The sequence below is a fragment of the Ehrlichia ruminantium str. Welgevonden genome, from assembly GCF_000026005.1.
Classification (GTDB): Bacteria; Pseudomonadota; Alphaproteobacteria; order Rickettsiales; family Anaplasmataceae; genus Ehrlichia; species Ehrlichia ruminantium.
Window position 1 is genome coordinate 1,474,493 of record NC_005295.2, and the last position, 17,609, is coordinate 1,492,101.

Here is a 17,609-nt window from a genome sequence, read left to right on the forward strand (position 1 = left end):
TATTATGTATTAGTATATACTATTAGTATATACTTTTGACTTAAGATGTAATTTTTACTATGTTATTATTATCTTAGGTTGGCTTTTTTATATAATCTATTTATGGATAACGTTATGGTAAAATTTTCATGTTTAGGGTTTGCACTTTCTTTAGTAACCTTAGTAATGGCACATAATGCATTTTCATCACCACTTCCTGTTGACTTTTCCAATGAGAGCGAAATGGTTGGCTTTTACACAAGTGGACAATACAGTATAGAAGTACCTAAGTTCAGTGCAATATCTGCAAAATATAAACACGAAAAACAAGACAAGGAACTAACGTTATTTAGTTTAAAAGAGGAAAATACAGAACTAAAACTAAATGATAAAGATCAGTTTAAGAAAGGATATAACCCTGTATACAATAGAAATTATACTGGATTTTCAGGAGCTATTGGATATTCAGGAGGAGGTTTAAGAATAGAACTAGAAGGAGCATTTACAAAATTTGACGTTGATAAACAAAAGTATAAATTTCAAGACAATTATAGATATTTTGCCTTATCAAAAGATGAAGAGATCTCTGGTCAACCAGATAAACCAACTCCTGCACCAGAACCACAACCTGCACCTGCACCTGCACCTCAACCATCACCCAAAACCACAACTGGTTACAATTACGTAACTGCAAAAAATGAAGGCTTAAGTATTATTTCTTTAACATTAAATGCATGCTATGATGTTATAATTGGTAATTCCCAATTAATACCAAGTGTTTGCATTGGCATAGGTCAAGGAATAACAAACTTTTTAGGAGTAATAAATATCAAAACTATATATAAAGCAAAAGTAGGTGTAGGGTTTTTACTTTCACCAAAAACCATTATATTTGTTAATGGGTACTACGTAAAAGTTCCAAATGATTCCTTTAAGAATGTATCAATTCAATATCAGCATGAGCTTGAAAAAGATCCAAAACATATAGAACCTATTATTTTCTTTAATTCAGATTATTATGGTGGTGAAGTTGGTCTTAGATTTATTTTATAGAGTTTAAGCTTTTGCTCACTACTCTTTATTAATTGAGTATTTTTAGTTCTATTGTGAATTAGTAGTAGTTTATATTATGCTTTTTTTTTACTCACTAATTAGTTAGTCCATAACTTAGTGATTTAATTGACTAAAATAACAGCAATTGTTACCTTTTTCTTTTTAATATTCATTTGTACATAAGTTACAAAGTAATATATATGAATAGCAATTCTGAAAAACAGCACTTAATAAAAATATATATATTTCTATAAAACTCATAAAATATGTTCCACGTGAAACATTATCAGGAATGTAAAAAAACGTTTTTATATTTTAGAAAATAATATAGACACAAAAAACATTATTTTTCATATGCTAGTAATTATACAATTACTTTCTTAATTTAGGTGGTAAATATCATAATCTATACAATTTTGATATTTATTTAAGAATAGATTAACTATAGTATTATTTTTATACTTAATTATACGTATCATTATATATACTAATCATATAGCATATATTTAATTCATATTTTTAATACATCGTGCATTTATTTATAATTAAATAAGTATAAGTTATTGTTATACTAGTATGTTATTACTAAACAGTCAAAAAAGTTTCCAACAAAAAAATTAAAAAGTTATCTAACAACACAACTCACAAGTGATATATATAGCCACCATCTTAAATGTGATAGAACATATTTGCTAAATATTTTACAAGTTTTTTATTTGACTAAATATTATTTATAGAATAAAATCACCTATTATTTTATGCTTATATGCAAGTGTGTCAGGTTATGCTATGGTGTGTTTTCACTTTTTTTCTCTAATATATATCCTGAGTTAACATGAGTGTGTGGCACTTTTAGATCATTTACTTGGTTTTGTAGGTATATATGAGTTATAGCAAATTTCTTTTATACATGGCAGTAATATTACTTAGCCCATATGTTTCTTTAGCAGTTAACCTAAATGAAAATATATATAAAGGTTTTTATGCAGGTATTCAGTATAAACCTGCTAAGTATCATTTATCATACTTAGATCTTAAAGAGGATGGATACAATACTATTGATGCTTTTGCACTCAAAAAGTTTTCTGAAATAAAAAAGAATATACAAATTGATAATACTACATTAGCTGCTACATTAGTAAGTGCAAACAATTTTACTATAGGGTACAACCCACATTATAAAAATAGTTATTTAGGCATTTCTGGTGCTTTAGGGTATTATTATCATAATGGCTTTAGAGTGGAATCTGAAATATCCAGTGAAAGGTTTTTATTAAAAAATGAAGGATATAAAATTCTTGATCATGAAAAATATTTTGTGTTAGCAAGATCAGCATCTGGTAATGGTCGTATTACTCGTGTTTTTAGCCCGAATGAAAATGAATATGTTATCTTAATGAATGATGGAATTAGATCAACTTCATTAATATTTAATGCTTGCTATGATACTAACATTAATATACACGGCTTAATAACATATTCATGTGTTGGCTTTGGTGCAGATTTAGTGGACTTCTTAGGTAAATATAGCCTAAAACCATCATATCAAACTAAACTAGGTATTAGTTATCCTGTATCATCTAACATAATAGCTATTGCTGAAGGTTACTACCACGGGTTACTAAGTAGAAGATTTGATAAAATACCTGTAAATTCTTATGCAATACAATCACCATTAAATTCAGTTGATACTACTGCATCAGCATTACTAAACATAAGATATTACGGTGGAAGTATAGGAGTAAGGTTTATTTTAGGATCATTATGATAATGGTTTATGCTGTTATTTTGCTTGTTTAAAGTTTAGTGTGTTTTTTGTTTTATTGAAGATTTATGTACTTAATGGTTATGCAATCATGAATAATAAGAAGATATTTAAATATTCCTTGTTATGTGGACTAATATCTTTCTTGTTATTAACATCTTTTAACTATCCAAATATCATATCTAATGTAGCTTCATATTCTAGTATAAGTAGTTTTTATAACTCCATAATTATAGAACATAGTAACCTCAGGACATACAGTTCAAGAGATATTATCATTAGCAGCACTCCCAATCCAGTATCTTACACAACTCTCATTTATCCAAATAGTTATCAACTCTATTCAGAATTCAAGGAGTTAGTAAAAATTTCAACAAACAAATTAATTTATCACATACCTGTCAACCATAATTATTGTTTATCATGTAATTGCAATGTGATTAAAGACAATAAAGTTACAGATAATTCAACTACTTTTATATTTCAACACCCACAAAAAGTGTTGTTTTCCAATTTTGTTACCTACTATAAATCAGTATTAGATCACTCAGTTTTATTAAACTCAAACATAAAAAAGTTTTTTTTGAGTTTTTCCAAGCAACTGTACAAATTTTTTTACAAGAAAAAGTTTATGACAAGTGATCCTATTAGTTTTAACTTTCACATATATCAAAGCAAAAAAATGCTGGTTTCTCTTTTTAAGTCAGTAAAAAACAATATTGAAAGAACAATCTCTACAGTTAGATACTTAAATTTGTTACATACTTTTTTACGTTACAATTATTTCAAGGTTATATTATGAATTACAAAAACATTTTTATACTGACATTTTTAATATTTCTATTACCTTCAGTATCCTCTTTAGCAAGTAATGACGATACCTTATCACCAGTATATCAATTTTATACAAGTGTACAATACAAGCCAAGCATTTCGTATTTTAGTAAATTCTCACCCAGCATACAAAATGAGAATATAGTAGAAATATTATCTTTAAAAGAAAACCTTAGTGCTACTATAAATAATTTTAATATTAAAGGTGGACAGAATTACGATATTAAAAATTTTATTTCACCTTACAATCCTACATATAAAAATAGTCCTCTAGGGATTGGTGGAGCTATAGGTGTTAAATCAAATAATTATAGAATAGAGTTAGAAGTATTTTATGAAGAGTTTGACCTAAAAGTACCTAGTGAATATTTTCATAAGGATGCTTACAAATACTTTATTATAAAGTCCACACCAAGTCATCCTCACCATCACTTGTTTAAAAATAATGACATAACAGTATCACCTGTTTTAATCAATGTTTGTTATGACATCCCTCCAAAAAATACCAAAATATTTCCATACTTATGTTTTGGTGCAGGAGTAGATGTTATAGACTTTCTTGATAAAGTACATTTCAAAGTTTCGTATCAAGCTAAAATTGGTGTTAGTTACTTTATTTTACCAAATTTAGCATTATTTGTTGATGGATCATTTTATAGTCATTTATCTAATAAGTTTACTCATATACCTACCATCAACATAATGGATCCTCCAATATTACCAGATTCATCATCAGCAAAATTCAACGTTAATTTCCTTAGCAGTAGTTTTGGGATTAGGTTTATTCATTAATTATGGTGTCTACATATGAAAAAGTTATATTACCTAAATTTTATATTAGTATTACTAGCAACATGTTTTTTACCAAAATTTGCCTTTTCAACATTTCATGATACTAATATAGCTAAACCTTATATCACAGTAAATTATCAACCAACTGTATCAAACTTTCGAAACTTTCACATAAAGGAAACTAACTTTGATACAAAAAAACCTATTGAGGTAAATATAAATAGCACAGGTATTTCAAGCCGTTACTTTAAAAATAGAGAATTTGCTTTCTATTCATCACATAATAAGCATTATGAATCTTATAAAAACGACTTATCAGCATTTACCACATCTATTGGAATATCACTAAAGAACTTTAAAATAGAAGCCGAGGGCTCATATAAAGTATTTGATGTATTTGATTTTAGGAACTATGCAATTCAAGGTGCACACAATATTTTTGCATTACCACGCGAAACAAACTCTTATGGCATGTACCCACTTGATAGGCCTTCATTACGTAACAAAAATACTGGTTACACAATACTAAAAAATAATGGAATAGCCATTATATCGAATATGATAAATTTATGTTATGAAAAACAAAGCAACAATTTTACACCATATATATGTTTCGGTATTGGTGGAGACTTTATAGAAATCTTTGATACTACAAGAATAAAGGCTGCTTATCAAGGTAAAATTGGTATTAGTTATCCACTTACTTCAAGAACAAATCTCTTGATCAGTGGACAATACCATAAAGTTATAGGAAACCAATTTAAGGAATTACCTACTTTACAGATTGTTGAATTAAAGAGATTACCTGAAAGACAACCAGAATATGATGTAACTGCACTACTAACACTTGATATAGAATATTTTAGTGGTGAAGTCGGTTTAAGTTTTACACTTTAAAGGTTTGTATCAACAAGGAATATTTTTATGAATAACAAGAATAGTATTACAAAAGTATATATAGTAACAATACTTTCTTTTATCTTATTACCTATACAATCATTTTCAGCATTGATAGGTAATATCACTAAAAATGAAGAATATTCTAATGTATATATTACCAGCCAACTTAAGCCTACTGTATTATATTTTAAAGATTTTTCATTAAAAGAAATTAATGCTTCACATAAATCAAATGATGATATTATTACTCAGCATGATACAAAATTTCACAATAATACCAGTAGCTTTAGTGGATCTGTGGGATACTCATCTCTAGGATTAAGACTTGAATTAGAAGGCTCTCATGAAAAATTTCACATGCAAAATTCTGATATCATATCAAAAATAAGTAAATATCAGTATTCTACAAAAGCATATGCAGCAACTACTGATAATTATACTAATACAAATAATAATAACATAACCTTAACATCCCTTATGGTAAATACCTGTTACGATATAACAATAGGTAATTCATCAGCAGTCCCATATCTGTGCACAGGAATTGGTGGAGATATCATAAATATTTTTAATGCAACACATCTCAGATTTGCATATCAAGGAAAAATTGGCATAAGCTACCAACTAAACAACAACTTCTTTCTGTTTGCTGACACATACTATCACAAAATTATGGGTAATAAATTTAAAGATTTATACATCCATAACTCTTCAAACATTACACCTATGTTAGCTAAGATAGATATTGGTTATTTTGGTAGCGAAGTCGGGTTAAGGATTATATTTAATAAACTATAAGATAGGTTATAAACTTATGAAAAAGAAAATTAATATACTAAATGTTATATTATTAGCATCACTATCAGCATTTTTATCTACCAAATCATCAGCAGTATCCTTAGACAACATTGAAAGTCCTCAAATATATTTAGGAACTAATTATAAATTAAGCATTTCTCATTTTACAAATTTCTCAGTACAAGAAACCAATCAAACAGTAGATATTATTGGTTTAAAAAGTAACGTACCAAATACTGAAGATGATATATTAAAAACAGCAAAAAACTTCAATACTCAATATAATCCAATATTCAAAAATAATTTTACCGGTTTTAGCGGAGCACTTGGTTATTATTCAGGTAAAGGACTTAGACTGGAATTAGAAGCTTCTTACCAGGATTTTGATGTCAAAAAAAGCAAAAATTATAAAACAAATGACGCTCATAGGTATTTTGCTTTAGTCCGCAACAAAGATGATAAAGCATTTCAACCACAAGATGATGTTTTATACCGTAAACGTTATAGATCTTTTTACTCTTTTATGAGAAATGATGGCATATCCATTGCATCAGTTATGTTCAATGGTTGTTATGATCTGCCATTTAGTAATTTCAAAGTATCATCTTACGCATGTATAGGAATTGGCGGAGATTTCATAGAATTCTTTGAAGCAATGAAGGTAAAATTCGCATATCAAGCTAAACTAGGTATTAGTTATTATATATCACCTTCCGTCAATTTATTTGCTGACACTTATTATCACAAATCAGTAGGAAACCAATTTAAAAATTTACGTGTTCAATATGCACACACATTGAGATTAACACCTATTTTTACCTCAGCAATAGCCAAACTTAATATCGGATATTTTGGAGGAGAAGTAGGATTTAGGTTTATATTTTAATAATAAAAAAATAGGAGAATATTTTATGAATAAAAACAAATCTATCATAATAGGAACAGCTTTAACATTCTTATTAGCGTTCTCACCTATTGAATCTTTTTCAGCAAATCAAACTGATGAAACTATACCTATCACAGCTCCAATTTCTGGTATATATTTCACAGGACAATATAAACCAGGAATTTCTAATTTTAGCAATTTTTCAGCAAAAGAAACTAATTACAATACTCAAAAATTAGTAAGACTAAAAAAAGACGCTAAAGAAAGCAACCTTCTTGGAGTTAATACAAATTTCGAAGATACATACTCTGTAAAATTTCAGAACAACATTATTAGCTTTAGTGGAATTATAGGATATGCTACCTCTAAAGGTATAAGATTAGAAATAGAAGGTGCTTATGAATCATTTGATGTAAAAAGCCCAGTTGGATACTCAAAAGACAATGCCTACTATAGATACTTTGCTTTAGCACGTAGTATGACCAAAGAAAATCCTAAAGAGTTTACTGTAATGAAAAACAATGGATTATCTGTTGCATCTATAATGATTAATGGTTGTTATGATTTCGCGTTAGACGATTTTGCATTATCACCTTATATATGTGCAGGTATCGGTGAAGATTTTATTGAATTCTTTGATGCACTACATATCAAAATCGCTTACCAAGGCAAATTAGGTATTAGTTATCGTGTATCTCCTAAAATCAGCTTATTTATTGATGGGTACTACCATCATATTATAGGTAACCAATTCAAAAACTTAAGCGTACATCATGCTGTTGAGCTTTCTGAATTTCCTAAAAATTCTTCTGCAGTTGCTACCCTTGATATAGGATATTTGGGTGGTGAAGTTGGAGCAAGATTTATATTCTAATATAAACATAATGGGAAAGTTTATGAATTACAAAAATACCTTATTAGGAATTATGCTTGCATTATCATTATTACCTACTAAATCCTTTTCAGAGTCTATAAGTAATAATGATAATAGTCAAAATTTTAAGCTATACATAAGTGGACAATATAAGCCAGGAGTTCCTAAATTTAATAATTTTTCAGCAAAAGAAACCAACGTTAAGACCCAGAAATTACTGGGTCTTTTAAGTGGTACATCACGTAAAATAGACAAATATAAGGATTTCTCAAATACCTATATTCCAGATTTTCAAGACAGCAGCACCGGATTCGGTGCAGCTGTTGGATACATATCATATAAAGGTATAAGGTTTGAGATTGAAAGTTCATATGAAGAATTTCAAGTCAACATACACGACAATTGTGAAGGAACTATAGAACCTTGTAGATACTTTGCTTTAGCTAGATCTGTAGGTAGACGTGGCTGGCCAGACCAAAACAATTACACTGTGATGAAAAATACTGGTTTATCTATGACATCTGTTATGTTTAATGGATGTTACAATATTATGTCAAACAAGTTAGAAATCTCACCTTATATATGTATAGGTATTGGTGGAGATTTTATAGACTTTTTTGATTCTACACATATCAAGTTAGCTTATCAAGGTAAGCTAGGTATAAGCTATTCACTATTACCTGATGTTACATTATTTGTTGATGGTTATTATCATAGAATAGCAAATAATCAGTTTAAAAATTTAAACGTACTTCAACCTGTGGAGCTAAAATATGAACCCAAAATTACTAGTGCAACAGCAACTATGAATGTTACATATTTTGGAGGTGAAGTTGGTATAAGATTTATATTTAACAGTTAACATATTTATAGGAGCATTTATGAATAAAAATAGAAAGTTAATTTTAAATACAGCGTTAGTATTTTCATTATTGTCTTTTTTACCTCACCAAGTACTTTCAATACCCATAAACAATAGTATTAGTAAATATTCTGGTATATATTTTTCTGGAAGTTATAAATTAGAATTTCCGTTACTTGATAACTTTTCAATAAAAGAAACTACTTCTAATACTAAACAAGTAATTGGTTTAAGCAAAAAAAAAGAAGCAAAAGTCAGAGATATATTAAGTTATCATGCTGCATTTAACGAACCTTATACACCAATATTCCAGAACACTGTATCTGGTTTTAGTGGAACTGTTGGATACTCTTATACCAATAAATTAAGGTCTGAAATAGAAGTTTCTTATGAAAAATTTGATGCAGAAATCCCTGAAGGATCTATTTATGATGACTATATAGAAGACACTTACAGGTATTTTGCTTTAGCTAGAGAAACCTCATCTTCTTTATCAAAAACTACACCTAAATATAATCATTATATTATAATGAAAAATAATGGTGTATCTATTACTTCATTGATGGTTAATAATTGCTATCAGTTTTCTACATCACAATCTAATAAAATATTACCTTATATATGTGGAGGTGTTGGTACAGATCTAGTACACTTCTTTAACAAATTACATATAAAACTTGCGTGTCAAGTTAAATTAGGTACCAGTTATTCACTATCTCCTCATTATCAATTGTTTGCTAATGTATATTATCATGAAGTAATCGGAAATTATTTCAATAAGTTAAAACCTATACGCACTGTTCTTCCAAGAAATACTACAAGCACAGAACTTAGTAACGTTTCAGCAACATCAACATTAAACATTAGCTATTTTGGTAGTGAAATTGGATTAAGATTTATACTCTAGGAGATCATATGATTAAAGACAGTGTCTGCTTATCAAAAGTACAAGTATATCTTTTGCCCTTATCCGTATCTTTAAAAACTATATATAATCAAACAGAATTACAGGCTTTCAAAAATAGCGTCAACTTGCCTGTCAATTATAGGTTTTATACAAAACTAGAAAAAGAGAATAACAATAAAGAACTAGATATCAGAGACTTAGAATATAGCTACAAAGATAAATACAGGCATCCATTATCACGTAAAATAAATAAGGGATCATCTGAATTATCAATAAATAACAGCAAATTACTTCAAAATATTATTAGAAGTCATCGAATGTCTATGATATCAGCTATGACTAATAGATATTATAAATTACCTTTAGAGGGTATAAACACATTACCTGATACAGGTATCAGAATTTTTCAGAGCTGTGTGTATTTTTTTAAGGTATTTTATGCAAAAATAGCATATAATGTCAAAGTAAGTAGAAAATACACAATACCTAATATAATCAGTATATTTACAAATAGATATCATAACAAAATAACAGACAATAAACTTAAAAATACAAGATTTTTTAACATACAAAAGCTTCCAAAGCTATTTATACATACTATTATCGGCCACAACACATTTTGGTGAAGAAACTTAAATAAGATTAAGACTATAAATTGCAATTAAATGAGGATCTTTATGAAAAGTAAAATTATTTTTACTAATATAGTATTAACATTTATATTATCTATACCTAGTATTTCTCATGCAGAAATATTAAACAAAGATACTGGTAAATATAATAACATATATTTAAGTACACAATACAAACCAGCAATACCTGTTTTTAATAATTTTTCAGTGAGTGAAAAAGATCAGAATACAGCATTATTAGTCGCTCTAACATCAGATATTAATAATACAAATATCAATAATAATGAGAAAATAAGTCTTCCTCAGCATTTTACAACACCATATCATGCACAATTTCAAAATAGCATTATTAGTTTTAGTGGCACTATTGGACAGTATTTGCCAAAAAATTTAAGAGTTGAAATAGAAGGTTCTTATAAATCATTCGATGTAAAAAACCCTGGATATTATGATGTAAATGATGCATATAGATACTTTGCTTTAGCAAGAGATGTAAAAAATAATTCATACCAACCTCAAGATAACAAAACAAACAATACCACCAACCTTGCATATTATACTATAATGAAAAATTATGGTGTATCAATCATGTCTGTTCTCCTAAACGGATGTTATGATATTTCTGTAGATAAATTAAAAGCCTCACCTTATATATGTTTAGGAATAGGTGTAGATACAATAGAGTTTTTTGAAACTCTACATATAAAATTTGCTTATCAATGCAAAGTTGGTATTAGTTATCTTATACTTCCTCAAGTTAGCTTATTTGCAGATGGGTACTATCACAAAGTAAAAAACAATCAATTTAAAAACTTGAATACTATACAAGTTCGTATGCTTGCAAATAATCCCAAAATTACATATGCAGCTGCTACACTTAATATAAGCTATTTTGGTGCTGAAATTGGTGCAAGATTTACATTCTAACAATAAAATAAAGAGATTTTATGACAAACAAACTTACTTTTACAGGTACAGTACTAGCACTTTTGTTATGCATACCTAACACATCTTTCTCAGAAATTAAATACAATAACAATACTCATATACAGTATAGCATATATGTCAGCGGACAATATAAACCAAGTGTTTCCAATTTTCGTAATTTCTCAGTTAAAGAAACTAACACTTATACAAAAAATCTAATAGGTGTTAAAAAGGACATTACATCTTTAGAGGTACATACAAATAATAACAAACCAATTGTAAGTAGAAGAAATCCAAATCCTGGACCTACTATTAAAGCTACAGGAATTAGCCATCCTAGTAATTTTAATATTCCTTATAATCCAGAATTTCAAGATAATATAATAAATTTTAGTGGAACAATCGGTTATCAATTTTCAAAAAGTAAAAGAATAGAAATAGAAGGATCTTATAAAATATTTGATGTAAAGGATCCTGGTGGATATATGCTTTATGATGCATATCGATACTTTGCATTAGCACGTGAAATGAATGATACAAAATTTGAGCCAAAACCATATCAATTAGACAATGTTTTCAACAACTTTTATCATACAGTTATGAAAAATACAGGTCTGTCAATCATATCTGTTATGATTAATGGATGTCATGATTTTCATGTAAATGAATTAAAAATATCACCTTATATATGCGCAGGCGTTGGAATAAACACTATAGAATTTTTTGATACCTCACATATAAAGTTTGCTTATCAAGGCAAAATTGGCATTAGTTATCCACTATCTAACAACATTAAAGTATTTTCAAATGGATATTATCATAAAGTAGCAGGTAATAAATTTAAAAACTTAGAAGTTATTCATGTTGCCAATTTACACAATGCACCATGGTATACATCTGCAATAGCGACACTTAATATAGGATATTTCGGAGCCGAAGTTGGAATAAGATTAGGCTTAAAATTATAAATTGTAATTAAAAAAGGACACGTATGAAAAACAAACTCATTGCAACAGGTATAGTATTAACATTGCTATCATTTATACCTAATATATCTTTCTCAGAAATCACGCACAATAATACTGAAATACGTTATTCCATATATATTAGTGGTCAATATAAACCAAGTGTTTCTAACTTTAGCAATTTTTCAGTTAAAGAAACTAATACTAACACAGAAAATTTAGTAGCCACAAAACAAGATATTGCACCTTTAGACATTGATGCAGGTCTAGTTACTCCTAAACCTCCGCAGAAATCACAAAAAATTTATAAAGGTCTTAGAGAATCTACTAACTTCAATCATCCATACACTGCAGAATTTCAAGATAACAACATAAGCTTTGGTGGAGCTATTGGATACTCTTCTACTAAAGGAACAAGAGTTGAATTAGAAGGATCTTATGAATTCTTTGATGTAAAAGACCCAATCGGTCATAAACTACACGATGCACATCGGTATTTTGCGTTAGCACGTGCTATGAACAAATATAAACCATTTGAACCAAAACGACAGTATGAATTAAGAACACATCATACAGTAATGAGAAATGATGGAGTATATATTTCATCTATTATGCTTAATGGGTGTTATGATTTTTCTATAAATGAATTGAAAATATCACCTTATATGTGTGTAGGTATTGGTATAAATGCTATAGAATTTTTCGATGCATTACACCTAAAACTTGCCTATCAAGGTAAATTTGGTATAAGCTATCCCATATCTAACAATATTAAATTATTCGCAGATGGATATTACTACAAAGTAACAGACAATAAATTCAAAAACCTCAAAGTTATTCATGTTGCTGATCTGAATAACACCCCATTAGTAACATCTGCAATAGCTACACTTAATGTTGAATATTTTGGTGGAGAAATTGGAATAAGATTTGGATTAAAGTTATAATGTTATATAAAAAATAAGTTTTTCTCTGGTAAATAAAATTTAGCTTAGTGGATATCATATAAGTTTTTTATTATTTTGATTTTATATATAATGTATATCAGTATTCTAATGGTACTGGTATACATCATATGGTACATACAACAATAATATAAATAACGTTTCTTATTATGTGATAACTTTTTAGGTGATTAAACTAAATAATTTAAGTTAAGGTTAGAAAATCGTTATATATTTTTAATATACTAATTAATGTTTTTTATCTTTACAAATAGAATTTTAAAATATTATAAGGTATAGTAAAACTATTAGTTATTTTTTGATTAAAAATATAAAAATTCAAATATAATATTATATTATATAAATAACCTCATAAGTATTACATAAAACAATAATTTATATAATGAACAAAGCATGATTTCTTTCTTATAAAACCATTAAGAAAAATGAATTACACATTGTATCTATCATAATAAAAATATCACTATATTTACTAAAATGCCTTCTATTACTTACATATATTATATATGTTTTCTTTACTAATAATTTTATAAAACTTTTTATATTTCATATAGAAAATTTATATGTAAAAATAAGATTAATATTTGTCATCCACTATTCTATAGGATTAGACCACCTGGTAACAGATAGTAGTATGTAAACAACATTAAAAACAAAACATCATAAAGTAATTACAATAGCAGACACACATTAATATGTTCATGACACATGATATAATTAATATTAATCATTTTTAACAAGCTATAAGGAAAACTTAGATATCAAAAATTATAAATTTTTTATGTAAAAAAATAATACTAATATTTTCTTTACATCATCACTATTTTTCCCAATTAATAGAGCTTCTTCTTATTAAGAATACTTTGACATAAAAAACTTAAAATTATATATATGCAATATCCTTATATGTATTTTGTAACAGCATATACTTTACCTATGTTTATAGATAGTATTTCAAATACAAGCTGACTTATTAAAATAATTACCTATTAAAACAAGTGTAAACTCATAAATTAAATATATATCATAAAAACTATTATTATGCACACATTCAAAAATGGTTAATATATTAATTTATTTTTTATATAGCTTTTTATGTTTTAACATTCAAATATTATAATTATTAATTAATTACCCTGTTATTATAACAATGTATAAAATAGCTTCCATACCTAAAAACAACAGTATAGACTAGGATAATTAACTATTTAATTAATATTGCTATATACTATTTTATAGTATTATATTAATTATTCTGAAAAATTAATTGATATAACTATAATTTTTAAAGAAAATTTACATTCTACCTTGCTTTTCTTTACTTATTTTATTATTCTTAAATTATTTATTATCTTTTATAAAAGGTTTATTAATATGAATTATAAAAAAATTCTCGTAAGAAGTGCGTTAATCTCATTAATGTCATTTTTACCATATCAGTCTTTTGCAGAACCTGTAAGTTCAAATAACATTGGAAATGAAAATGCTAAAGAAGGGTTCTACATAAGTGCAAAATACAACCCAAGCATACCACACTTCAGAAAATTTTCTGCTGAGGAAACTCCTGTATACGGTAAAGACTCTCCAACTAAAAAGGTATTTGGGTTAAAAAAGGAGGGTTCTATAACAAAATACAGTGATTTCACTAGAACAGATATATCGTTTGAGGGCCAAAATAATTTTATCTCAGGTTTCTCAGGAAGCATAGGTTATATCATGGATGGACCAAGAGTAGAGATTGAAGCTGCATACCAAAAATTCAACCCAAAAAATCCAGCTAATGAAACTGATACTAGTGATTACTATAAACACTATGGATTATCTCGTGCAGAAACCATGACAGATAAAAAATATGTTGTACTTACAAATAATGGAGTAACTTTTTCATCATTAATGTTTAATGCTTGCTATGACATTACAGCAGAAGGAGTACCTTTCATTCCATATGCATGTGCTGGTATTGGTGCAGATCTTATATCTATATTTGATGATATAAATTTAAAATTTGCTTACCAAGGTAAAATTGGTATTAGTTATCCAATTACTCCTGAAATTTCTGCATTTATTGGCGGATATTACCATGGAGTAATAGGTAACAAGTATAACAAAGTACCTGTAAAGCTTCCTGTAACTTTAACAGATGCTCCTCAAAGCACTTCCGCTTCAGTAACTCTTGACGCTGGATATTTTGGTGGTGAACTTGGAGTAAGGTTTACTTTCTAGTATTTTTGTTTCACTGATATTACAAAAACAATCTAAAGAAAAATTTTGTAGCATCGTACATAATAGGGAAAACATAGAGTTATCTAAAGTTTTCCCTTAGCTTTATTCTGAGTTATATTAATGGGTTTATGAGGTATTTTTATGTAAATAAGAACATTTTTGATATGTATTAGTTAAGTTTATTTTTATTTATAACTTGTATTTGTATTCAAGAAATAGTAATTATTCAAATAAATTTCATTATTGGTTTTGTATAATTATTAATTTTTTTTTACACCTACTAATAGTATTTCATACTAAAACTTACATTATAGCTTGCTTTTATTTTTTACTTCTACTATTGTTAATTTATTTGTCATTATTAGGTGTAATATGAATTGCAAGAAAATTTTTATCACAAGTACACTAATATCATTAGTGTCATTTTTACCTGGTGTGTCCTTTTCTGATGTAATACAGGAGGATAGCAACCCAGCTGGTAGTGTTTACATTAGCGCAAAATACATGCCAACTGCTTCACACTTTGGTAAAATGTCAATTAAAGAAGATTCAAAAAATACTCAAACAGTGTTTGGTCTAAAAAAAGATTGGGATGGAGTTAAAGTACCAACATCAGAAAACACCAATTACTCTTCACTTTTTACTGAAAAAGATTATTCTTTCAGATATGAAAACAATCCGTTTTTAGGTTTTGCTGGAGCAATTGGGTACTCAATGAATGGACCAAGAATAGAGTTCGAAGTATCCTATGAAACTTTTGATGTAAAAAACCCAGGTGGCAACTACAAAAATGATGCACACATGTACTGTGCTTTAGATACAGCACAACAGAGTGCTACTAATGGTGCAACATTAGCTTCATCTGTTATGATAAAAAATGAAAATTTAACAAATATATCATTAATGTTAAATGCGTGTTATGATATAATGCTTGATGGAATGCCAGTTTCTCCATATGTATGTGCAGGTATTGGTACTGATTTAGTGTCAGTAATTAATGCTACAAATCCTAAATTATCTTATCAAGGAAAGCTAGGCATAAGTTACTCAATCAATTCTGAAGCTTCTATCTTTATCGGTGGACATTTCCATAGAGTTATAGGTAATGAATTTAAAGATATTGCTACTTTAAAAATATTTACCGCAACTAATAAAGTATCTACTGTAGCCAATCCAGGTTTTGCATCAGCAACACTTGATGTTTGTCACTTTGGTATAGAAATTGGAGGAAGGTTTATATTTTAACTATAATTGTGATTAATAATTGGCTAATATCGCCAGTTTAAGTATGTTTATGCTATATAGATTTTTCATCATAAAACTTGAAATGTTATATAGTTAATTATTGTATGATATGTTAATAGCTAACAATTGTATATTATGAGTTTATGTGATATACATGTATGATTGTTAGCTATTTCTTTTGGTTTTATTTTTTGTATTCTTTTAGATTCCTTAGGTAAGGTTATATTGCTTCAAAATTGTATACTTATTTTTACAATAGGGTAAGTAATCACTTGAAATAGTGAAGTGTTGTATATAAAAGTCTATGTTGAAAGTAGAATACATTTGCTTTTTTAGTAAAGTACATTACTAATACATATATTACATTAGGTAATTAAGATAACAGATGCTTTTATTTTTTTAATATCTATGGTTCATTATAATATAAACATGTTTACACATTAATAAATAAATTTTATATCTCTGACTTTGCTGTTAATATTGTATCTTTATTATATTAAAAAAAATCTTTTACAATGGGTTATAACTTTCTATAAAATAAATTTCAAATATTACAGTTTTTAACGCAATAATATACAGTTACATACTTAAAAATATAAAAAATCACAACTACATTACTAAAAATAGTTTCAATTGTACAGTTAATACCAATAAAATTTACAAATATAACTTACCAAAAGATATAAATATGCTTTCTATTGCTATAATACTAGAGGAATATTTAGTTTAGAAAAACTATTATTAAATAAATTATACTAAATTTTATATTAAGCTTAATGGAAAATATTAATAGAGAACATACAAAAATGTAATTTACTAGGTTGGGCTATAATAGCAAAGATATATATTATTCACATCTAGCATTTATATGAAAGTTTGACTTTTAACTATTAATATAGACTTAGAAATAGTTAAACCATCTTATCCTTAAACAGGAAACACAAATATTAAACACTTTTTAAACAAGCTAATCCTTTTTTCCAAACATCGAATTAAACCATA

The 17,609-nt window shown here is 27.4% G+C and carries 15 protein-coding genes; all 15 read left to right on the forward strand.

The features are described 5' to 3' along the window. Nucleotides 1-102 precede the first annotated feature (102 nt). The 15 genes from ERUM_RS04635 to ERUM_RS04710 all read left to right on the forward strand — a co-directional run bounded on the left by ERUM_RS04635 (nt 103) and on the right by ERUM_RS04710 (nt 16,607). Complete coding sequence (locus ERUM_RS04635) at nt 103-1,032, forward strand: P44/Msp2 family outer membrane protein (protein WP_011155537.1); 930 nt, start codon at nt 103-105, stop codon at nt 1,030-1,032. An 883-nt stretch (nt 1,033-1,915) separates the two neighbouring features. Then, nucleotides 1,916-2,800 (forward strand): P44/Msp2 family outer membrane protein, encoded by an 885-nt coding sequence (locus tag ERUM_RS04640; protein WP_011155538.1) that lies wholly within the window; start codon nt 1,916-1,918, stop codon nt 2,798-2,800. Nucleotides 2,801-3,595: 795 nt separating this feature from the next. Then, entirely contained in the window at nt 3,596-4,423 is an 828-nt protein-coding gene (locus ERUM_RS04650; RefSeq protein WP_011155540.1) for a P44/Msp2 family outer membrane protein, read from the forward strand. Between the two features lie 15 nt (nt 4,424-4,438). Beyond that, the gene (locus tag ERUM_RS04655) at nt 4,439-5,320 is read left to right on the forward strand and encodes a P44/Msp2 family outer membrane protein (RefSeq protein WP_011155541.1); all 882 of its coding nucleotides are present in this window, start codon (nt 4,439-4,441) and stop codon (nt 5,318-5,320) included. Between the two features lie 27 nt (nt 5,321-5,347). Further along, nucleotides 5,348-6,121 (forward strand): P44/Msp2 family outer membrane protein, encoded by a 774-nt coding sequence (locus tag ERUM_RS04660; protein ID WP_011155542.1) that lies wholly within the window; start codon nt 5,348-5,350, stop codon nt 6,119-6,121. A gap of 16 nt (nt 6,122-6,137) precedes the next feature. Further along, nucleotides 6,138-7,007 (forward strand): P44/Msp2 family outer membrane protein, encoded by an 870-nt coding sequence (locus tag ERUM_RS04665; protein ID WP_011155543.1) that lies wholly within the window; start codon nt 6,138-6,140, stop codon nt 7,005-7,007. Nucleotides 7,008-7,032: 25 nt separating this feature from the next. Further along, a complete protein-coding gene (locus ERUM_RS04670; RefSeq protein WP_011155544.1) occupies nt 7,033-7,881 on the forward strand; it encodes a P44/Msp2 family outer membrane protein in 849 nt (282 codons plus the stop codon). A gap of 22 nt (nt 7,882-7,903) precedes the next feature. Then, on the forward strand, nt 7,904-8,743 hold the full coding sequence (locus tag ERUM_RS04675) for a P44/Msp2 family outer membrane protein (protein WP_373278957.1): 840 nt from the start codon (nt 7,904-7,906) through the stop codon (nt 8,741-8,743). A gap of 19 nt (nt 8,744-8,762) precedes the next feature. Next, the gene (locus tag ERUM_RS04680) at nt 8,763-9,650 is read left to right on the forward strand and encodes a P44/Msp2 family outer membrane protein (protein WP_011155546.1); all 888 of its coding nucleotides are present in this window, start codon (nt 8,763-8,765) and stop codon (nt 9,648-9,650) included. A gap of 8 nt (nt 9,651-9,658) precedes the next feature. Beyond that, entirely contained in the window at nt 9,659-10,276 is a 618-nt protein-coding gene (locus ERUM_RS04685; protein WP_011155547.1) for a P44/Msp2 family outer membrane protein, read from the forward strand. Between the two features lie 39 nt (nt 10,277-10,315). Then, nucleotides 10,316-11,209 (forward strand): P44/Msp2 family outer membrane protein, encoded by an 894-nt coding sequence (locus ERUM_RS04690; protein ID WP_011155548.1) that lies wholly within the window; start codon nt 10,316-10,318, stop codon nt 11,207-11,209. A 20-nt stretch (nt 11,210-11,229) separates the two neighbouring features. Beyond that, the gene (locus tag ERUM_RS04695; protein ID WP_011155549.1) at nt 11,230-12,177 is read left to right on the forward strand and encodes a P44/Msp2 family outer membrane protein; all 948 of its coding nucleotides are present in this window, start codon (nt 11,230-11,232) and stop codon (nt 12,175-12,177) included. A gap of 23 nt (nt 12,178-12,200) precedes the next feature. Beyond that, entirely contained in the window at nt 12,201-13,121 is a 921-nt protein-coding gene (locus tag ERUM_RS04700; RefSeq protein WP_011155550.1) for a P44/Msp2 family outer membrane protein, read from the forward strand. Between the two features lie 1,392 nt (nt 13,122-14,513). Continuing rightward, nucleotides 14,514-15,362: a P44/Msp2 family outer membrane protein gene (locus tag ERUM_RS04705; protein WP_011155551.1), complete on the forward strand. Its 849-nt coding sequence runs from the start codon at nt 14,514-14,516 to the stop codon at nt 15,360-15,362. Between the two features lie 372 nt (nt 15,363-15,734). Next, nucleotides 15,735-16,607 (forward strand): P44/Msp2 family outer membrane protein, encoded by an 873-nt coding sequence (locus tag ERUM_RS04710; RefSeq protein WP_011155552.1) that lies wholly within the window; start codon nt 15,735-15,737, stop codon nt 16,605-16,607. Nucleotides 16,608-17,609 lie beyond the last annotated feature (1,002 nt).